Origin of the sequence: Pseudomonas sp. ChxA (genome assembly GCF_030263855.1) — a bacterium.
Lineage (GTDB): Bacteria > Pseudomonadota > Gammaproteobacteria > Pseudomonadales > Pseudomonadaceae > Aquipseudomonas > Aquipseudomonas fluorescens_CB.
In genome coordinates this window covers 427,968-448,630 of record NZ_JARPMK010000005.1, presented here as the reverse complement: position 1 = coordinate 448,630, position 20,663 = coordinate 427,968, and the positions used below count along the sequence as shown (strand labels likewise).

Here is a 20,663-nt window from a genome sequence, read left to right as displayed (position 1 = left end):
ACAACGACGGTTGCATAATTGCGCTCACTGATGAAGCAAAAGCGCTAGGACTTAGGATGGGTGACCCCTACTTTAAGATCAAAGACTTCTTGAGAGATAACGGAGTTGTAGCATTTTCTAGCAACTACGCTTTGTACGGCGACATCAGCTCAAGAGTTCAGCAAACCATTGAAAGTATGGTCCCGCGGGCGGAAGTTTACTCAATAGATAAGAATAAGTTGCATACTGTGGACGCCCAAACGTAGATCTTGTCCCCATGGACATTGACGCTTGCTCTTACAGAGATTCCACTTGCCTACCGTCGAACACATTCACTTCAGTCCGCATGACCTTTCTGTCAAAGACCGCCTGATTACCTACTCGCTGAATAGCTCCCGTGTAGTGATCGAAGGTCTACCACAAATATTCTGGGAAGACGGCTTGCCTTGGAGAGAAGCCAATCTCTGGGCTATGGAGAGAGTCACCAATGGTGAGGCACTCCTTAAGACCGTTTCTAGCAACCTGAATGGGCTGTTGAACTACGCGAAGTTTTTGGAGAGTCGCGGGCTTCAGTGGTTTGAGTTTCCGTCTCGAAAGGCTGATCGATGTCTTGTTCAGTACCGTGGGGCGCTTATCAAGGCTCGCGATGCTGGTCATATCAGTCCCGCTACGGCCTCCGAATACATGCGTAATTGCATCAGTTTCTACAGGTGGGTTAGGAGGCGTGGCCTTCTAAGCCCGTTATTGCCGCTGTGGAAAGACAAGCGCTATTTCATCAAATACTTTGACCAGGTCGGCTTCGAGCGGACGCTAGCTGGCACCACCACCGATCTTGGTATTCCAAACCGAAAACGCATTTGGGTCACTTTGGAAGGTGGGCTATTTCCAGTCTCTGCGGTTGATCGAGACACCATTCTTGATTTCGCAAAACAGAGCGCCTCACCCGAGCTTTACCTGATGTTGGCTTTAGGTTTCTTCACGGGTATGCGACTGGGAACGATCTGTGACCTTCGTATCGATACGTTGGAGCGTGCCCTACATGATCCGTCTGCTAAAGGTCTGCTTCTGCTATCCGTAGGGCCAGGTGCGTCCCCGCCCGTGCATACCAAATTTGGAGTAACTGGCCAGGTATGGATTCCCGAAGCTTTGTGTTCAGAAGTCTTGGAGTACGCCAAGGGTCTTCGCAGGTTGACTCGCGAGGCACTTGCTGCTGGCGAGCATCAAGACTTGGTGTTCTTGACACGTTTCGGAAACCCTTTTGGACGTCGCAACAGTGATCAATCTTCGGCCATAAACGTTGAGATGTCATCGCTTAGAAAATTAGGCATCGCGTCGGGCATCAAAACGCTCAGGAAGTTTCGCTTCCACCAATCCCGATGCACCTTTGGAACTGAGTTAGCTAGGCTCGCTTTAGCAAATTGCACTGATGTGGCGATAGTGATTGCTACTGTCAGCAATGCATTGCTTCACGGTCGAAATTCGGAGGCTACCACCTTCAAATACATCAAATTTGTGCAAGCCGCACCTGCTAAGCAGGCCATTGCGAACAGCTTCATGACTGCGTTTACAGGGATTTCTTCAATGCAGGGAGCAAGCGATGAATAATCTGACGTTTTCAGACCTGACGTTTCCAATGCTTGAGTACGCGAAAAATCAGACGCCCTGGGATATGGCACCACTTTTATACAACGGTGGTGCTAAGGAAACTCTGAAAAAGACTTTCTGATTTGGCAAAATACCGCGACCCCACCCACCGAGTTTCCCGATGAAGCAGATGACCTTCGCCGACGCCGAGTACGCTGGCAAGCGCAAGCAAACCCGCAAGGAGTTGTTCCTGATCGAGATGGATCGGGTGGTGCCGTGGAAGGGCTTGATTGCTTTGATCGAGCCACATTATCCGAAAGGTGAAGGTGGCCGTCCGGCCTACCCGTTGATGGCGATGCTGCGTGTGCATCTGCTGCAGAACTGGTTCGGCTACAGCGATCCAGCGATGGAGGAAGCGCTGTACGAAACCACGATCCTGCGCCAGTTTGCCGGGCTGAACCTGGAGCGCATCCCCGACGAAACCACCATTCTCAACTTCCGCCGCTTGCTGGAGAAACACGAGCTGGCGGCCGGCATCCTCGCTGTCATCAATGGCTATCTGGGCGACCGCGGCCTGTCGCTGCGCCAGGGCACCATCGTCGATGCAACGCTGATCAATGCGCCCAGTTCGACCAAGAACAAGGACGGCAAGCGCGACCCGGAAATGCACCAGACCAAGAAGGGAAACCAGTATTATTTTGGCATGAAGGCCCACATCGGCGCCGATGACGAATCGGGTCTGGTGCACAGCGTAGTGGGCACGGCGGCCAATGTGGCGGATGTCACCCAGGTGGACAAATTGCTGCATGGCGACGAAAACGTGGTCTGCGCCGATGCAGGCTACACCGGTGTCGAAAAGCGGCCCGAGCATGAAGGACGTGAAGTTATCTGGCAGGTGGCGGCACGCCGCAGCACCTACAAAAAACTCGATAAGCGCAGCGTGCTGTACAAAGCCAAGCGCAAGATTGAAAAGGCCAAGGCTCAGGTGCGCGCCAAGGTCGAGCATCCGTTCCGGGTAATCAAGCGCCAGTTCGGTTACACCAAGGTGCGCTTTCGCGGCTTGGCCAAAAACACGGCGCAACTGGTGACACTGTTCGCTCTGTCGAACCTGTGGATGGCGCGCCGACATTTACTGACGAATGCAGGAGAGGTGCGCCTGTAATGCGGGAAATGGCCACCGGAGTGGGGTCCGGGTGGCGAAAACGTAAGAAATACTCGTCGAATTGATTGTTTTTTGATCATTTGGCGAGTTTAAAAGTTGCGCTAGGTGGTATGCCGGGGAAATACATGGCTACTTCAGACCATCCCTAGAACGGCAGCGATCTTTTTGGCATCAGCTCCCTCAAGAGCATGTTTCCACACAGCGGCTGACGAACAGTCCAGGCCTTCACCAGGCATCACCGGAGAAAGGCGCGTGTGAAGTCGAATGTGAGCTTTCGGACCACACGCCACCGCCTGTTTCATTGGGCGTTGACCATGCAGCAAGCTCACCATGTCAATGCCCAGAGCACCGGCCAATAAAATGTATTTGAGCGGATGGTGGGAGGTTATTGGCGTACGAAGCAGCTTCATGACCCATGAGGCGGGTGTACCTGCACGAACTTCTCCGAGTATAGAAAATTCCCATTCTCGCGGGAGTGCAGCAAAAAAATCGGCCATGTGCTGCGCCAGCATGTGCAGGTGCAAGCGATGGTTATCAGAGGCAAGGTTAAGCTGCGTTGCCCTTTGTAAAAGCGTGTAGCGCACCGCCTCCGCCGACAAAGCACTGACTTCAGACTCGATGACCTGAAGTGATCGCAACGCTATTTCGTGAAGCGGCGGCATGCGCAGCAACGGGGTATCGAGAAGTACCGTGTGTGCTTGCACATTCTCATCACTCGGCAGATTGAGTTGTCGAGAGCTACGGCTGGACCAGCGAGGATCAAGGATCCTAAGTGACGTGCCGTGATGCGGACATACCAGCACGCCTGGAAGCATGTGGACCCTGTGCCAGTAAGCAACTCCCCGTTGGGCCTGATCTTGGGCGATACATTCTGGGCATAACCGCACTCGGGAGGCGAATCCAATACGGCTCGCGTTGACGCCCAGCTTCAACATCAAGCCCTTCCCATCGGCAGTCATCAGCGTCCGAGCGTGTTCTACCTGGCTCATACTCAAAAACGGCGCATAGTAGGGTAATAGCGTGTGACGCATGAGGACCTCGGCTATCGATAGCTCGGTACCGCTGGGTAGCGCGTCGACAAACTCCCCTAAATGACTTGGGAATGCCACATTTTGCGAAAATGCTGCCGCCGATTTCAGTCCGGCAAATGCTTCTTGGCAATTACGAACACCGCAAAGACGGGCATAGCGAGAAATCACGCTGTGCAGCGTCTCGTCGGGAAACGCGGCGGGGAAGAAATGGAGTTTAAGGTGCACTTCGCCACCTCCCGACTCACGCTTTGTGGTACATCGGTGAGAACTCAAACAGGTCCTCGTTGAGCCAGCCCGCAGCGCGCAGAGCATCGAGGGGAGCGTCATGTTCGCTTAGCGCTGTAGCCTCTGAGTTTTCCACTGCAGTAGCAATTGGCGATGGGTGGCCTTTCGCAAGAATGGTTGGAGATGGGTCTACCGGCTTCTCACGGGATACAACACTTCGAAGCAAGGCAAGGCGATCCTCTCGTGCCAAACCATCGAAGACCATCATTTCGCTCAGCTGATCCTCAATCGGCAGCAAATCGTCGAACTGTCGCATCCGCTTCGGATCTCGGCTACGCAGAGCTGAAAGGGCTGGCTTTAGAATCTGCATTTTTGAGTTGCTTACCTTCACCAGGACCTCGGCAGTCAAACACTCCGAGCCACTCTGGACCGCATAACGCTGACTCAATACCAGCAGCTTGACCAGGAAATCTGTGACGCCTTGAGTGTGCTCATACAGCGTGTCGAAAATCTCGTCGGTCAGCTCAGCAGTCTGTTTGCACCACTGATAGCTCCAGAGATTTTCGACTAACAACCGCCACTCCTCATCATCTTTCTCGAATCGTTTGAATTCCAGCGTACCGGCACCACAGACTCGGCGGGCAGTCCGCATGACTTCTGAGAACAGGCTAATCGTAGAGTTCGTGCCACTGAAAACGACCGGGATACCAATGTTGTTAACCAAGTGCAGAAAGAAATTCAGCATGCTCTCCTTACCACCGGTTTTCGCCAAGTGGAGGTTTTGCAGCTCGTCGATTAACAAGGCGCCGATGAAAAACGTGCTGGCCACCTGCTCCATCTGTTGCAGCGCATCATTGATGTTTCGATGCCTGTAGCGCTTGTGATAGTCCTTGTCTCCTAGAGCGTCACCAACTGCATAAAAAAACTGCTGGCAAAATCCAGCCAGCGATCCATCCCGAGGGCAGTCAAGCTTCAGCCAAGTGATTTGGGTATGAACAAACTGCTTTCCCTCATAACGCTCATGACGGATTGTCTGTGGATAAAGGCTCAAAATGGCGTGGAGTGCCGTCGACTTGCCAATGCCGCTCAGGCCGACGACGGTGAACGTTTCTGCAGTGGACTTGAACGCATCGTGGTAACGCTGAGCCCCCGATAAAGAATGCAAATGCCGGACGGTAGCGGGCGACATCGGGTTACGCCCAACATACCCTCGACGGATGAGCAGTGAAAACAGGGCCTCCAGTTCCAGGTGTAACAAAAACGGCTGCACCACGGTTCTCAACCGGTCGATACAGTGAATTCGAGTGGATCCTTCGAGGGTCAGCTCTTTCGGATCCACCGGCTGAGGAAAATTCGAGATCAGCTCAATAGCCGCCGCCTCCGACAATATCGGAGGCAAAGCTTCGATAAGCGGATTGCCCGCATACTCACTTATGTCCTGTTTGACGTAATTGGCAAACGTCTGCGCACCTTTCATTTTGCCTGTCCTGGCCGAATTCTTTTGAGCAAATCGATAACCTGCGCAGTTCGCTCGCCGGCATATGAGTCATGCGCTTTCGGTGTCAATTCAGATTGAAGTGAAGCTGGCTCCGCCCTGACGCCTTCAGGAACAACCGCATTTTCACGCTCACGGAGACGTTCTTCTGCGCGGTTCTCGCGGATGTTCCCAGTGGCCTCTGCCTTGGTGGGCGGAGCAGGTTCCAATTTTCGTTCTGCGAGCGCATGACTGATGATCTGGTGGACCTGATCGCTAAGCTGGACACGGCTTTCCAGCTCGGCTCGCCGGCGAGTAGGCGGTTTTTGGCGATAGGCTTCGAGCAGATCAAAAATCTCGTCCGAGCGGTAATTCGCGTAACCGGCATCCGATCGTCGAAGATCACAGCGGATAAACTGCTTGGCCTCTCCCTGGATCCAGATGTGCGCCGCAGAGTTCGGATCGAACCAACACTCTATTGACCAAACGCCCCCTTTGCGAGCCTTGGCAAACCAATCTTTCTCTATGGCCATATCACACACGTAGTGCATGCCGCGAAACATCACCCCGCCCTTTTGAACGGTCGCGCGCTCGCGCGGCAAGAGATGGAGGTAAACCAGCTCGTCGGGACGTTTGTTGGATTCGATCAGGTCGTTTTCGCAGGCCCAATTCCATATCCCGTTGGGCGTAGGTTCAACGCCGTCATTCATCATCGCCTGAGTCAGTCGGTCAGGCTGTCGATGGTGCCGGTTATAGTGGAGCACGCAATTGATGAGTATCTGGGTGAACTCTTTGAGGTTCAGCGTGGCATCGAGCCGGTAATCTCGCTCGCCTCGCTCTTTGTCTCGCGCAGCTACCCCGCCAGGTAGCCATCTGATACCCGTCAAATCATTCAAAATGCCAAACCGACTTTCTACCATAGGCTTCCAATCAGGCCGATAAGGCGGAGCAGTGCCCATCTCAATTCCCAAGCCTGACGATAGCCCCTCTGCTGCCAGTGACAACATCTCTCCCCTGTCGGCGTAAATCTGGTGGGGCAGGTGGTGACAATTCCAATCATCTGAATTGATTTCAACGCCGTTCTGAGCGCAGAACTCGACTTTGGAGGTAAACGCGTTGAACAGCGCTTGCCTCGCCCCGTTCCAACTGGGACCTTCCAATCCTACATAGAGGCCAACAATCATTCCGGAGAAACTATCCACAACGATATAAACTACGGGCCGGCCAATGAGCATCCGTCTAGAGTAGCTGTTGACCAAATAAATATCGGCAATAGTTGCGTCGATTTCGAACTGATGACACGGTCCACGCAGCCAATCGCGAACGGTACCTGAAAGCGGACGGCAGTCCTTTAACCACTTCCTCAACCCTTTACGGCCACGCTCGGTTTCAATTTCGTCGAAAAAAATCTGTCCCCAATATCTGAACTGCCTCAGGCTGGGCAGCTCTAAGCTAGGCAGCAAACGAAGCTCTTCTTCACTGTTTTTAGAGATGTCTCGAACCGAGTAGAATCTTCTCAACATTTCGTCATATGCGCTCGAAATAGAAGACTTTTTATCTTTTACATAAAGGGAATACCCAACTCGGATGCATCGTTTATCAACCGCACCGAGCATCTTGGAAGGCGCAGTAAGAACGCCTTGAAACTTAGGCTTTCGCCCTGGAGGCCTACTTGGATCATATTTTCTATCGGCAACACCTACCGCCGAGTAATTATTAAGCAATGAGTTTCGAACTTGACCATAAAACCAATATCGGTAAAGAAGCCGATAGATAGTTTTTCGCTGGATTCCGAGCTCTGACGCCCGTTTGCTAACAAGCCGGCCTAACTCCCCCCGTACAAATATTTGTCCTGGATATTCAGGATCTAGGGATGGTCTGAAGTAGCCATGTATTTCCCCGGCATACCACCTAGCGCAACTTTTAAACTCGCCAAATGATCAAAAAACAATCAATTCGACGAGTATTTCTTACGTTTTCGCCACCCGGACCCCACTCCGGTGGCCATTTCCCGCATTACAGGCGCACCTCTCCTGCATTCGTCAGTAAATGTCGGCGCGCCATCCACAGGTTCGACAGAGCGAACAGTGTCACCAGTTGCGCCGTGTTTTTGGCCAAGCCGCGAAAGCGCACCTTGGTGTAACCGAACTGGCGCTTGATTACCCGGAACGGATGCTCGACCTTGGCGCGCACCTGAGCCTTGGCCTTTTCAATCTTGCGCTTGGCTTTGTACAGCACGCTGCGCTTATCGAGTTTTTTGTAGGTGCTGCGGCGTGCCGCCACCTGCCAGATAACTTCACGTCCTTCATGCTCGGGCCGCTTTTCGACACCGGTGTAGCCTGCATCGGCGCAGACCACGTTTTCGTCGCCATGCAGCAATTTGTCCACCTGGGTGACATCCGCCACATTGGCCGCCGTGCCCACTACGCTGTGCACCAGACCCGATTCGTCATCGGCGCCGATGTGGGCCTTCATGCCAAAATAATACTGGTTTCCCTTCTTGGTCTGGTGCATTTCCGGGTCGCGCTTGCCGTCCTTGTTCTTGGTCGAACTGGGCGCATTGATCAGCGTTGCATCGACGATGGTGCCCTGGCGCAGCGACAGGCCGCGGTCGCCCAGATAGCCATTGATGACAGCGAGGATGCCGGCCGCCAGCTCGTGTTTCTCCAGCAAGCGGCGGAAGTTGAGAATGGTGGTTTCGTCGGGGATGCGCTCCAGGTTCAGCCCGGCAAACTGGCGCAGGATCGTGGTTTCGTACAGCGCTTCCTCCATCGCTGGATCGCTGTAGCCGAACCAGTTCTGCAGCAGATGCACACGCAGCATCGCCATCAACGGGTAGGCCGGACGGCCACCTTCACCTTTCGGATAATGTGGCTCGATCAAAGCAATCAAGCCCTTCCACGGCACCACCCGATCCATCTCGATCAGGAACAACTCCTTGCGGGTTTGCTTGCGCTTGCCAGCGTACTCGGCGTCGGCGAAGGTCATCTGCTTCATCGGGAAACTCGGTGGGTGGGGTCGCGGTATTTTGCCAAATCAGAAAGTCTTTTTCAGAGTTTCCCTAGCAGAGGGGCGATGACGGCCCACTTTTCGTCCCGGCCTTGCTTGGCTCTCTCATCCAACTGCTCCTCAAGCACAAGCATAAACTCGGGCGTGGTGATGGCTGCTGGTTTGGTGTGACCAGACGCTAGCGAGCGACGCAGCTCATCAAGACCAACAGCGTACGGCTGCCGGGGAGGGTCAGCTAGATCTATCACAACTGCTAAGTCATGCGTTTCATCCTGGTAAATGAGCCTGGCTATCGTAGAGATGACCGACAGATCGGTAACAGGCTCGAAAACGTCATTAACGAGAACAGTCATGACATTTTCTCCATCAACGATACTTGGGCAGGGATCTGGAAAACTTCGAAGTCAGGAACTAGACCAGTAAGGTGGAGAGGAGTGTTAACCAAATCTATTTTCAGTATCTTGTTCCAAACCAGATGGAAGAAAATTGCTTGAGCATCTATATAGGAAATGGACAGAAGGCATGCTATTTTTCTTAGACAGGTGGCCAAGGTCCACGAATATTCCCGGCTGTTTGCTAGGCAGTCGATAAAATTCGAATGCAACGGGACTTTCATTAAATCGCGATGCAGCTTCGAGTATTTTCTGATTAGTCCAAGATTTTTTATCAAATCTCGTGTAAAAAACTCATCTGTGACGATCTTCCAATCAACACCTTGGCTATGCCAAAAGCGCTTTTCAATCTCAAGTTTTTCAAGCGTGCGGTTACTTCCTTTGCCAACTAGGTCGGATCGATACTTCACAGTTCTAGCTACCGACTTAAAGTTTCCGTTCAAGTCCTTAACAGTTAGCAGGAAATCTGTTGTCATTACATAGGGCAGTGTCGTTCTAGGGTATCTGGGATAACGTACATCTATTGCCGACGCTATCGCTTGCGCACGCTCTGTAGGTAGTAACGGATATTGCTCACGGATATCCACGACGTTTTCAGAAAATTCACACACAAGGAAGTACGAACGCTCGAGATCTGACAGTAGGTGATGAATCCTCTCGATCTTCACACCTTGGATCTTGTGCGAACGACCTATCGACGGGACATCTTGTACCCGCAGCCAAGGCACGTAGCTTGCCCCGGCGCCTTCGCCAAATCCATTTGCAATATGCCGTTCAATGTCTTGCTGTGATGCAAACTTACGACCTCGCAACCCACGCCTCCTCAGTCGATGCGGACCGCTTCACCTCACGCCGAGAAAAAGTCGTAGAAGGACATGACCGCCGTAGCGGCCATATTTCAAAGCGTTTTCTAGACTACACCCGCGGAGAGTTGAAGCGATGAATCCAGACCAAAGGGAAAGCCTGGAAAGGAAAAACCCCCATAGATACGGGGGTTTGGGCCTTGTGTCAATCTATGTTCATGAGTGTCAAACTTTATTGTTTTGTGTCAATCTTTATTGTTCAAAACCACATCTGTCATCATCCGTTTTTAGCGGACGCCAAAAACGGCATCCCTATACTGACGTGGCCCCGGTTTTAGGCCGGGGCTTGGGTACAGCAGAAGACTATTCCTATGATCCGAGTACCACGAAGCCGATGATCGTCACCATCACAACAACAAGAATGAAAATAATCAAAAAACGAAAACTCACGGCGTTCTTTCCCTCGGCATTTTTCAAGGTAGTTGTCGCGTCAACCGTCTAACTATGCCGCCATTTTCTCGTTCTGTTGCTCTCGATCCGGGTTCAACAACACGGTGCCGATCGGTTCCCAGTTACGCGTCCGGCCTGACCACCGCTCCGGTTTGTTTTCCTTGGCTCGTTCGTACAACTCATGTCGCCGGGCCAAGACCTGATGGTCCAGCCCTCGATGCCGCTCAGCCGGTGTGACGAACCGGATGCGGCTATGTCGGTGCTCGTTGTTGTACCACCGCATAAAATTCCTCACCCAAGCCCGAGCAGCATCCAGACTGGCAAAACCATCCAGCGGCCATTGCGGGCAGTATTTCAGCGTTCTAAACAGCGACTCCGAGTAGGGATTGTCGTTGCTCACACGCGGTCGGCCCCGCGAAGGCGTGATGCCCAGGTCGTACATCTTGCTCAGCAGCGTCACCGATTTCATCGGCGCTCCGTTGTCCGAGTGCAGCACCAGCGGTTCGTGTAAACACTGCTCACCGATCACGCTGCGTTGCAGCAGCGCGGCGGCTTTTTCACCGCTTTCCGCGTCGTAGACCTCCCAGCCCACGGCCTTGCGGCTGTAAATATCCTCGATCAGATAGAGGTAGTAATACTTTCCGCGTATCGGCGAGGGCAGATACGTGATGTCCCACGACCACACCTGATTGGGCGCTTTGGCCGCATGCGTTGTCGGTGCTGCGTGCCTTCTGGGCCGCTGGCTGCGGCCTCGATGTTGTTGTTGGCCTGCCGCACGTAGAACGCGATAAAACGTCGCCTCCGACGCCACATAACGCCCTTGATCGGCCAGCCGCGGCACGATCTGGCTCGGCGGCAAGTGGGCGTACTCCGGGCTGTTACACAGCGTCACAATGGTCTGACGCTCGACTTCGCTCAGTGCATTTCGCGGTGTTGGCCGTGTGACAATCGTTCGGGCATCGGCCTGGATAACCTCTGTTTCAGTCCAACGTTGCAAAGTCCGCAGCGATAGACCGATTTCCTGGCACGCCCTGATTTTTCTGGCTCCTGCCGCCACCGCGCTACCCAGCCAGGCAACGATTAACTGGCGCTCTGGCAAAGATGTTAGTTGTCCTCGTTGTCGTTCGTCCCCCAGTAGTCGTTGAGCTTTTTTCGCAGCACCAACAACGCGGCTGTTTCAGCGAGCGCCTTGTCTTTGCGGCGCAGTTCGCGCTCAAGTTCCTGGATGCGTTTCTTGTCCTTGCGAGATTGCTCGCGATCTTCTTTTTGCTGAGCCTTTGTCGATTTCTGGCCGGTGATAAAAGCTTGTCGCCAAGCCGTGATTTGTTCGGGGTAAAGACCTTTGCGGCGGCAATACTCGCCGAGGTCGATCTCGGACAAACCGGCGGCTTCAAGCACGACAGCAAACTTGGTTTCGGCTGACCAGTTCTCGGTCAACGGCTTGTTTTCGGACACTGCATTTCCTTCAGAACTGAGCTGCTTGCGCCAGTTGGACAAAGACATTTCGCTGACCCCTTCGCGCCGGGAAACCTCGGCCATCGACAGGTTCAGCGGGGGAAGCAGCATTTTAAGTAATGCGGCTCTGCGTTCAGGTGAATAGTACGGCACGACCAGTCTCTTTCCGCCCCCGATATGCTTTTTTAGGAAAAATCGGAGAGGCGACAACTATCCTGACACCGGGGGCCCTTAACTCATCCTTGACCATTGGCACGGCGTATAACCGTCCCGTCACAGAGTGTGATTTGGCCCGTACTTACGAGCGCCAGTCGAGCAGAGCGAGCAACCTTTCGCTCGACCTGCCGTGGCAGAAAAGCGACCTTGCGAGCCTTGCGCTCGGCAGATACAGCCATGGAAGAAATTAGGTTGGCGCTACCCTGACCAGCGACCTCCCAGCTTCCATCTGGCTGGCGAACAGCATCAGCAGTATTGGAGCCCACATCCAACAGCATCTTCGTCGAGTCGAAAGTCGGAATCTGGGAACCGGCGAGATACTTCGTAAGCTTGTCGAAAAACTCAGTTTTACCTTTTGCAATTTCATGTTTCATGGCGATTTCCGTGACCAATTACATATTTAGAAAGGGGAGCGTTAAGCCTTCTCCCCTAATACGTTTAGATCCTAGTTCTGACTAGGCTCACCCTTTGGGAGAATGGCGTCTAAAACAGCCTGCGGCCCCTTATCGACCAAACTCTTGACATTGGACTCATCAAAACCATGCTGACGCAATATCAGCTCATGGCGCTCCCTGTTTGATTGAATCTGCATGGCCACATCAGGCCAAACGAGTTCTTGATCAATCGACAAGATCTGACCTTCGGCAATCAGCCCATCAAGAAACACTTCACCTATCCCAAACTGACGTAAGAGCACGCGAAGACGATCTATCCCCGGTTTCCCATGCAATGTTGCCACAACCTTTACGCCTGCTTTCGCCAGTGCCACAACCTCAAATGCAAGCCGTGCAGAACGAATTTCGTCAACCAACACCAGCCTTTGACCTAAAGGGGAATCAAGACAGGTTTCGCTGCCGAGCCCCACATCGACAATCAATGTGGGGTCGTTTGTGTTGATATTTGCACGCAGTAGGTCGTTGATCACAACATTGGCTGTGGTTGATTTCCCCTGTCCCGTGGCTCCGCAAACAAGAACCAGCGCCCCTCGGTTATCCGATTGATCCAACAAACGATGTAATTCCAGAGGGATCGTTTCGCTTTCTTCAAAGATGGTGGCCATGCTTCGCGTTTGATCGCGACGGGCGTTTACCTTGATATTTTGTGTCGGGTAAAGGGTGCGGGGGGATTGGATTTTGTCCGACTGCCCATAGGACACACACGCGGCGTCCCAAGTGGGAAAATTTTCTGCCTTCGCCACAAGCTCCAGGGCCTGAGAGTGCGTGACCGAAACCTTGAACATTTCGGCGACTGCCGGACGCAGTTGTTTGGCGCGAGCTTTAAGAGTTTCTGAAGTCATTGTCGATGGTTTCCATGTGAGCCAGGTTGACGCATAGCGTTGTCGGAGTCCTCGTTCTCGATGCCTGGCAATGGTTGCCAACAAGCTTCGTCTACTCCCCCATTCACCGTACCGTTTCCGGCGAGGACGACAGGCTGGGGTGGCCTTGTTGAAATGATATTTGGAATGGCATCACCATGCCGAATAGCACTTCTTCCGTCGAAGGCCCCTTGAACGGGGCCAGCATAATTTCCGTGATTACTGGGCGTCTTCTTCGCAGCCGGTAGTTTCAGGTTCTGGATACCAACCGAGGGTGACAGCGGCTGCATTTTGCAGCCCTGGTTCATTGGCATCACCCAACACAACACGCACCGACCATTCTTCTAGTTCGGCGAGGGGTACATCGCAAAGGTCTGCAATCTCCACGATCCAGTTCTGATCGTTGAGGGCTTGAGCCGCGATCATCACTAACCGCGCTAAGCCCGCGTCATCGAGAGCTAGTAGTTGTTCACGTAGCGGTTTCATCTGACTTTTCGTGTCAATCCGGCCTCACTGACTGCTACGAGAGCTTCCAAGCGAAAAACCCGCCCCAGCTCAAAGCCATAACTATTACGAAAAAACGATACGTTCCATGCTACTTCTCCCTATTTACCCTATGCATTTGTTGTAGGTTCGGCGTCTACGGGGTGGCGCGCTACCAGGCCGACAGTTCAGTTTCTTGTATTCAAGATAACCACCGCTCTGCGAATTCCAACTCGTTGGGGAATTCTCCCACAAATCTGGAGAATGCAACCCAAGTCAGGGGGCCTAAAAGTCGTTTAACTCAGTAAAGGGCAAGCTCATAAGCTTTTCGAATGGTGGCCTGATCGACGATTAAGTAGGGGTTGCTGCGATCCAGATTTTGACCCGGGATGGTCTGCACCGTCTCCACCTCACCGGTCGCTGCCAGTAAGTGGCGGACTAGGTTGCGCCGGACACTATGCGAGACATCGTGAAGCTGGCCTCCCGGTAGAGTCGGCAGATCGTTTGCTGGAGCGAATCGCACGCCAATCCAATGCTCGATGGCGGCCAGGCACTTTGGGTTGGTCGGGTAGATGTTGCGAGGCCGGCAGCCCTTGGTACTCTCGGTCTAGGTCTCTGGGCGGATGGCGCTGCCGGGCTAAAGCACGTCGCCAGCCTCGAGCAAAGCCAACTCTTTGACATGGATGCTGGTGGTGTTGGTGAGATACAACAGCATCACGCCACGCTCGGGCATGCTTCCTGACGGATGCGAAGCGGCTCAGGTGGCTACTTTGGCGTGGACGAAGACATGCTGCGCGCCGGGAGGCTGTGGCTATTGTTTCTCGCTGTCAGGATTGAACGGGGATCGAGGCCGATCCTGAGAGAGCTGGCGCGGACCCTCCTAATCAGCATACCAACAGGCCAGGCCAAGCGCGGTGTACACGGAAAACTTCATTGCTGCGGATTGTGTGGACTCGACGGCCATTGATGCCGATACCCTTTTGAAACGCGCCAGAGAACGACATGTAGATAAGCGCTTGCAGATACTTGAACGGAAAACGACGTATCGTTTTGGGATGTGTTTGGAATATTCCAACAGTAACCTTACGCTCTTCATGACGCCGGACTATTCCCAATGACAGACCAGATCGACTTCGCAGAGGTGGATTCATTCGCCGATAACCCCGAGCCCCGTTGCCCATGCCTACTCCTCCTGGACGTATCGCGGAGCATGGACGGCCCGGCACTCGATGCCCTAAACGATGGACTCGTACAATTCAAAGACGAGCTGGCAGCGGACGCATTGGCTTTACAACGCGTTGAAATCGGTATCGTTACGTTCGGCCCAGTTGAGATCCACACTCCGTTTATTGAAGCTGGCGCATTTATGCCACCTGTCCTCTTAGCTCGTGGGGATACGCCTCTGGGCGAAGCCATCACCACCGGCCTCAAGATGCTTGAAGACCGTAAGGCGATCATCCGGGAGAACGGGGTAGCACTTTTTCGACCGTGGATTCTGGTAATCACTGACGGGGGTCCGACTGATGCTTGGAAGCACGCTGCTGCATTGGTTCGTGATGGCGAGCAGAACAAGCGTTTCGCCCTCTTCACCGTAGGGGTCGAAGGAGCCAATATGGAGGTGCTCTCCCAGATCAGCGTACGCGCTCCATTGAAACTTGATGGACTGAAGTTCCGCGAGTTGTTCCAGTGGCTTTCCGCCTCAATGAAGGCGGTTTCGCAGTCTTCACCAGGAACCGAGGTTCAACTCGCTCCACCAACCGGGTGGGCAAGTGTGTGATGTGGGAATGCGCTAGCGCGGTGTCGATTGGAACCGCGCACACTGAGCGTGGCGGCCGATGCGAAGATCGCTGTTCCTCTCAGGTTTTTGACCAAGCCGGCTCGCCATGGGTCGCTCTATTTGTTTCCGACGGCGCCGGCAGTGCCGAGTGTGGAGAGCAAGGCGCAGATATTGCCGTGCGTACAGCAAACGAGACCGTCGCACAGCTGATGGAACTAGCCGAGCTACCGCTTGATGAAAGCCTAGCTCTTCAGATCGTAAATGAAATCCGTCAGGCCATCTCGCAAGCTGCTGATCAAAGCCAACTGCCGATCCGAGCGTATTCCTGCACCTTTCTCGGCGCACTCACCTCTTCCGCAGGAACACTAGTATTCCAGATTGGTGACGGCGGAATCGTTCTCGACGGGCAGCATGGACTTGAATTAGCGATTGAGCCCATGAACGGGCACTACGCAAACGAAACTTTATTTATCTGTCAAAAAGACGCAATCGAGAAGTTGGCCGTTCGTGTATACCCAGCGGGCGTAACAGCCCTGGCGCTCTTCTCTGATGGGTTACAGCATCTTGCTCTGGACATGGCCAAGCGCGAACCTCACGGGCCTTTTTTCGAACCAATTTTTCGGAAGATGCAATTCCTCACGGATGTAAGTCGACCACAGATAGGTGCTGCGCTGGAAGGCTTCCTCGGAAGCTCCAGGATCAACGAAAGGACTGATGACGACAAGTCCCTTGCCATTGCCGTATTGAGGGTCTGAGATGGCACGCAGGCTCTATACAGCGGACGGTAACCCGTGTGAACTTGTTGAGGTACTTGGCAAAGGTGGCGAAGGCTCGGTATTCACCCTTCAAGGAACGCGAGATGTTGTAGCCAAGGTGTACCACGCCCCCCTCGATCGAGATAAACAAACCAAGCTCAGTTACATGGTGGGTGTCCACGATGAAAAACTACTGAAGTACGCAGCTTGGCCTCAAGCGACGCTCCATGAATCCCGCGGCGGGCCCGTGGTTGGTTTTACGATGCAAAAGGTCGGCGGGATGAAGCCGATCCAGTCCCTCTATAGCCCGGCACAGCGAAAGCAGGAGTTTCCGCAAAGGGGCTGGGACTTCCTCGTGTACGCTGCTCGAAACACCGCAGCTGCTTTTTCCGTCCTGCACGATCGCGGATTTGTAGCCGGCGATGTAAACCATGGAAATCTCTATGTAGGACAGTCCGCCGTGGTCAAGTTGATTGACTGCGACTCGTACCAGTTAAGCGACGGCGTTAACCAGCACCTCTGCGAAGTCGGCGTCGGGACCTACACACCCCCTGAGCTTCAGGGCAAAAGTTTCCGCGGAGTAGTGCGAACGCCAAACCATGATAACTTCGGTCTTGGTCTGCTCATCTGGCACCTCTTGATGGGCGGTCGGCACCCTTTCGCCGGCGTGCCTCAGAAGGAAGGTGTCGGCGAAACGATTGAAGACAACATCTCAGAATTCAGGTTTGCGTATAGCGCCAGCCAATCCCTTCTACTTCCGCCCCCCAACGCACTACCTCTATCGACGGTGCCAGGCTCAATTGCCGGGATGTTTGAGAATACATTCACGGTGGCAGGCCAACAGGCAGGTCGACCAACTGCCCATCAATGGATGGTCGCACTGGACGAACTCCGGTCCTCGCTCCGGCCATGTGCGAAATCAAAGCTCCACACCTTTCCGTCACATCTGAGCACTTGCCCTTGGTGTTTGATGGATGGCAAGGGTGTCTCCTACTTCACTGTCACACCCATCTACGCACCAGGGGAGGCAAATAACGGTACCCCAGTCAGGATTGGTGAAGTATGGGCAGCGATAACCAAAGTACCAGTTCTTGCCCCAGTGCTAATCCCACAAGCGAGAAATCCTAGCCCGCAGCCAGATCCTTTGCCGCTTGGAGTATTCAGCACAACCGCCAAGCACATCATGAGCTTATCGCTGACGGCTATTACGATCGCGATATGGTCGGCCGTGGGTGGGTATCCGCTCATATACCTAGTGATCGTTGCTATGACCTGGCTGTTCGTGGGGCAATTTGGCACAAAAGCTAAGACGGAAGAGAAGCAGCGTCGAACCCTTGTGAGGGAAGCTGCTCGTAAACGACACGAAGATGCAGTGAAGGAACTGAAGGCAGACTCCGGTGTTGATCAGGTAGCAGCCAAGCGCGAGTTGCTAAACAGGCTCAAGCTTGAGTTTGACACCTTGGCTATCAGGGAGCAGAAAGATCTCGCAGGCCTTCGCAGTAAAGCTGAGCAACGCCAACGCACAGCGTACCTAGAGCGATTTTACATCGAGAAGGCCGTCCTGCCAGGCGTTGGGCCCGCTAAGCGAGCAGCTTTGCAAGCGTTCGGCATTGAAACCGCCGCAGAGATCAATGCGCGCAAGATCATGCAGATAAGAGGATTTGGAGAGCGAATTATCCAGGTACTGTTGGATTGGCGAGACTCTCATGCGCGCAATTTTCGGTTTAACCCTGCAACCGCCATCACGCCTGCGGACACGCAATTAGTTAAGAGTGCTGTGCGGAAGCGTGCAGTCGAGATTTCTGCTCTGATGGTGCAGGGCCTAAAAGATATCAGGCAGGGTCCGGAGGTGCGCGAAGGGGCGCTACACCGACATCTAAAAACGGTGCAACAGGCTGCTGATGAGCTTGCACAAGCTGAGGCTGATTGCAAAGCACTCAACTGATCAGGTTACCAAAAAACGGAGCCCTATTTTGGCTGGTGAATGGATAGGCGAGGACTGATCATAACTTCTCATTCGCTGGCGAGGTCATTATGCAGTTAACTCAAATTCGAGATTTTCTGTTGCAACACCAGTACGAGTCAAAGCTCGTTTTTGTCTCACGATCTATCCGTACTGTGTTCAAAGTCGCAGTCGTCTACCCTGCGATTCTTTCGGCTTGCATGGTCGCGCTGATAGGGATGCAAGGCCGAGGCTTTGCTGAAATTCCATATATGATGTTGTCGACCATGGAGATGTCCCAGCGGCTCGTAGGAACCAACAAGGTCATCCCGGGGCAGGTGCTCATCGAGAGTTGCGATGACAAGCCAATCGAACCAGCGCGCATGCCGGACCATCTTAAGGTATGCGGGTCTCATTCAGTGGAGTCCGTCAGCATCGATCAACTCGCGGCACACCAGGGGGCACTGATTAAGGTGACGTACTTAATTGTCGTTGGCACCTTTGCTTTCTTTGAGCTGTACCGATCATTCAGGAAGTTCAGGCGTCGAGTTTAATCCATAAGCATCAGCGGTCGGAGGGTGGGCACTACTACTCTCCTGCTTGCCCATCCATATAAAACCTTTGGGCTCTTCAGAAGCAGCACAAACTATTGTCCCAATAGCCCCACAAACTATTCCTAGCAATAAGACAGCGGGCACATCGGCCTTATCAAAGGCCGGCAGCAATAGCACGCCCATCAAGAGCGCCACTACACTGCTGAGAAATTAGAACAAGCCTGCACGGTCAGCCACCTGCCTCAACTAACTGCGCTCCCACCAACATAATTCAGGCTTGCTAGAATCTTTCGCACGGGAGCAAATGTCTTCCGGTGTATCGGGGTTACTCCCAATCGGGTAAGGGCCTCCAAGTGTTCCGGGGATGGATAGCCTTTATGCCCTGCGAGCCCATACCCTGGGTAAAGCAGATCTGCCGATTGCATCTCCCTGTCACGGACGACTTTGGCAAGCACTGATGCAGCTGAGATTTCGGCAATCAGCCCGTCCCCTTTGATGATGGCCTCTGCTCGCATCGGTAGGATTGGGCATCGATTACCATCAATCAGCACCAAAGTAGGAGTAACATTCAGGCCGTAGACAGCTCGCTGCATGGCCAGCATGGTGGCTTGCAATATGTTTAGCTGATCGATTTCTTCAACGCTTGCCCGGCCGATCGACCACGCTAGAGCCTTTTCACAAATTTCGTCGTACAGAAGATCACGTTTCTTCTCACTGAGTTTTTTTGAGTCATTCAATCCTTGGATTGGCCGTGATGGATCTAAAATGACTGCAGCCGTAACCACATCCCCACATAAAGGCCCCCGGCCTACCTCATCAACACCCGCAACGACTTCACTGCCGGCGAACTCAAAACTAAATTGAGACATCGTTCTTTCCTGATATCGGGTTGATTTCAGTCTTCCCACTCCGGGAGTACGTCAAACTCAAGCGGGTTTTCAAAAGCCAGGGATTGGATTAGGGTTTCTGCTTGGTCTTGTCCCAACAGAGAAGGCACTTCGAGCAAAGCGGATCTAGGGCCGGCACGGAATGGGCGGACCACTACATCGGCACTTAACAACCCCAAAAGAAGCTCTAGGTGTTCGGGCAGTAGGATGCGCTCCAAGAGACCTAGCTCGCTCTGCAGGCGCTCGCCCCCATCTGCACCAAAGCATCCAATTTCGGCAAGATTGGTGAACGCTCTTATGTATTCGCTCGCAATCCAGTGCGAAATTGATGGGTACTCAAGCTCTGAGGTCTCTTCATCGTGCTTTACTCGAGCGATGCCTTCGTCACCCTCTTCAAACAGGACGTAGCAATAAGCATCCACTCCGCATGACATCGCAAATGGGAGCAATGTGAATCCTGCACCACGCTGCTTGTCACGGCCAAGCCAGTCACCGAGCAGTCGCTCCACATCACCGCAGTCGATGAGTTCTATATCGTGAAGGCTGGCGAACAGCGTGGGTACTCCGCGCTTGAAAGGCTGGGCGCCTAGTTCGATCAGCTGTGCGAGCGCAGCGGGGATTGTCAGGCCAATCTCCTCTGCGATGTCCTCAAAATCCGCAAGCATTATTGCTTCCTGTATGTGTTCATCACTCAGACAGGTTACGGATTTATTGACCATCACCAAGTGAAAAGCAGGGTGGCAAATTCTGGCGTAGGATTCGCAAAATTCCGCATGCGAAAACAACCAGCCCCCACCCTAGGTTCCGGGAAGAAGGATTTAGCGACCCCGTTTCGGGGTGCGCGCGGATGAGATCTCAGTAAAATTATCGGCAACATAGGTGAAGAAATTCCTAACCGCCATAACGCCGGGCATGGCATCTCTTAGCTGTGATCATATTTAAGAAGGTACGAACATGAAGGTACTTCGTTGGGCAGCATTAACCGCTGCTGTGATGATTGCGTCAGGAACTGTGAGCGCCAGCGAGCCACAAGAACATCGCCCTCCTCCGAAGCTGCCGCCGGATGTGGCGTATCAGGCCTGTGACGGCCTTCAGCCTGGCGAAATCGTAGAGTTTTCCCAAGAAGGTGGAAAAGAGTTCGTCGGGGTTTGCCAGCTACTCGATGGGCGC

The 20,663-nt window shown here is 53.4% G+C and carries 17 protein-coding genes and 3 pseudogenes; 8 read left to right on the top strand and 12 right to left on the bottom strand.

Features of this window, described 5'->3' with window-relative positions:
* The 4 genes and pseudogenes from P5706_RS36990 to P5706_RS36975 form a co-directional block, all read left to right on the top strand.
* Positions 1-212: pseudogene (locus P5706_RS36990) on the top strand (Y-family DNA polymerase); the annotation flags it as partial.
* Between the two features lie 58 nt (positions 213-270).
* Positions 271-1,584 carry a site-specific integrase gene (locus tag P5706_RS36985; protein ID WP_285685609.1) on the top strand — a complete coding sequence of 438 codons (1,314 nt, stop codon included), beginning with the start codon at positions 271-273 and terminating at the stop codon, positions 1,582-1,584.
* Positions 1,577-1,705, top strand: coding sequence for a hypothetical protein (locus tag P5706_RS36980; protein WP_285685607.1), 129 nt, complete (start codon positions 1,577-1,579; stop codon positions 1,703-1,705). The genes P5706_RS36985 and P5706_RS36980 overlap by 8 nt, the downstream gene beginning before the upstream one ends.
* Positions 1,706-1,744: 39 nt before the next feature.
* Positions 1,745-2,725, top strand: a complete 981-nt coding sequence (locus tag P5706_RS36975; protein ID WP_010466230.1) for an IS5-like element IS1384 family transposase — start codon at positions 1,745-1,747, stop codon at positions 2,723-2,725.
* A gap of 134 nt (positions 2,726-2,859) precedes the next feature.
* On the opposite strand, the gene P5706_RS36970 is transcribed toward P5706_RS36975, so the two are convergent.
* The 10 genes and pseudogenes from P5706_RS36970 to P5706_RS36925 form a co-directional block, all read right to left on the bottom strand.
* Positions 2,860-3,981 carry a TnsD family Tn7-like transposition protein gene (locus P5706_RS36970; protein WP_238597270.1) on the bottom strand — a complete coding sequence of 374 codons (1,122 nt, stop codon included), beginning with the start codon at positions 3,979-3,981 and terminating at the stop codon, positions 2,860-2,862.
* A gap of 16 nt (positions 3,982-3,997) precedes the next feature.
* Positions 3,998-5,458 carry an ATP-binding protein gene (locus P5706_RS36965; RefSeq protein ID WP_019821342.1) on the bottom strand — a complete coding sequence of 487 codons (1,461 nt, stop codon included), beginning with the start codon at positions 5,456-5,458 and terminating at the stop codon, positions 3,998-4,000.
* Positions 5,455-7,332: pseudogene (locus tag P5706_RS36960) on the bottom strand (TnsB C-terminal domain-containing protein); the annotation flags it as partial. The gene P5706_RS36965 and the pseudogene P5706_RS36960, both read right to left, overlap by 4 nt.
* A 139-nt stretch (positions 7,333-7,471) precedes the next feature.
* Entirely contained in the window at positions 7,472-8,452 is a 981-nt protein-coding gene (locus P5706_RS36955; RefSeq protein WP_010466230.1) for an IS5-like element IS1384 family transposase, read from the bottom strand.
* A gap of 65 nt (positions 8,453-8,517) precedes the next feature.
* Positions 8,518-8,817 (bottom strand): annotated as a pseudogene (locus P5706_RS36950) (transposase); the annotation flags it as partial.
* Positions 8,814-9,668: a TnsA endonuclease N-terminal domain-containing protein gene (locus P5706_RS36945; RefSeq protein WP_019821338.1), complete on the bottom strand. Its 855-nt coding sequence runs from the start codon at positions 9,666-9,668 to the stop codon at positions 8,814-8,816. The pseudogene P5706_RS36950 and the gene P5706_RS36945, both read right to left, overlap by 4 nt.
* Positions 9,669-10,161: 493 nt before the next feature.
* A protein-coding gene (locus P5706_RS36940) for an IS3 family transposase (protein ID WP_087149576.1) occupies positions 10,162-11,717 on the bottom strand; the annotation gives its coding sequence in 2 pieces (ribosomal slippage) (positions 10,162-11,255 and positions 11,255-11,717; 1,557 coding nt in all).
* An 83-nt stretch (positions 11,718-11,800) separates the two neighbouring features.
* On the bottom strand, positions 11,801-12,154 hold the full coding sequence (locus P5706_RS36935) for a hypothetical protein (protein WP_078466134.1): 354 nt from the start codon (positions 12,152-12,154) through the stop codon (positions 11,801-11,803).
* Positions 12,155-12,225: 71 nt separating this feature from the next.
* Positions 12,226-13,077 (bottom strand): glyoxalase superfamily protein, encoded by an 852-nt coding sequence (locus tag P5706_RS36930; protein WP_078466133.1) that lies wholly within the window; start codon positions 13,075-13,077, stop codon positions 12,226-12,228.
* A gap of 237 nt (positions 13,078-13,314) precedes the next feature.
* Positions 13,315-13,581: a hypothetical protein gene (locus P5706_RS36925; protein ID WP_153045998.1), complete on the bottom strand. Its 267-nt coding sequence runs from the start codon at positions 13,579-13,581 to the stop codon at positions 13,315-13,317.
* Between the two features lie 1,111 nt (positions 13,582-14,692).
* On the opposite strand from P5706_RS36925, the gene P5706_RS36920 reads away from it, so the two are divergent.
* The 4 genes from P5706_RS36920 to P5706_RS36905 all read left to right on the top strand — a co-directional run bounded on the left by P5706_RS36920 (position 14,693) and on the right by P5706_RS36905 (position 18,606).
* Positions 14,693-15,355 (top strand): vWA domain-containing protein, encoded by a 663-nt coding sequence (locus P5706_RS36920; protein WP_078466131.1) that lies wholly within the window; start codon positions 14,693-14,695, stop codon positions 15,353-15,355.
* Between the two features lie 20 nt (positions 15,356-15,375).
* Entirely contained in the window at positions 15,376-16,110 is a 735-nt protein-coding gene (locus tag P5706_RS36915) for a PP2C family serine/threonine-protein phosphatase (protein WP_161952153.1), read from the top strand.
* 1 nt (position 16,111) lies between these two features.
* Positions 16,112-18,055 (top strand): helix-hairpin-helix domain-containing protein, encoded by a 1,944-nt coding sequence (locus P5706_RS36910; protein ID WP_078466129.1) that lies wholly within the window; start codon positions 16,112-16,114, stop codon positions 18,053-18,055.
* Positions 18,056-18,144: 89 nt separating this feature from the next.
* A complete protein-coding gene (locus P5706_RS36905; RefSeq protein ID WP_078466128.1) occupies positions 18,145-18,606 on the top strand; it encodes a hypothetical protein in 462 nt (153 codons plus the stop codon).
* A 242-nt stretch (positions 18,607-18,848) separates the two neighbouring features.
* On the opposite strand, the gene rnhB is transcribed toward P5706_RS36905, so the two are convergent.
* Together rnhB and P5706_RS36895 are read right to left on the bottom strand one after the other, a co-directional pair.
* On the bottom strand, positions 18,849-19,475 hold the full coding sequence (gene rnhB, locus P5706_RS36900; RefSeq protein ID WP_011922979.1) for a ribonuclease HII: 627 nt from the start codon (positions 19,473-19,475) through the stop codon (positions 18,849-18,851).
* Between the two features lie 26 nt (positions 19,476-19,501).
* Positions 19,502-20,158: an SMI1/KNR4 family protein gene (locus tag P5706_RS36895; protein WP_078466127.1), complete on the bottom strand. Its 657-nt coding sequence runs from the start codon at positions 20,156-20,158 to the stop codon at positions 19,502-19,504.
* Positions 20,159-20,663 lie beyond the last annotated feature (505 nt).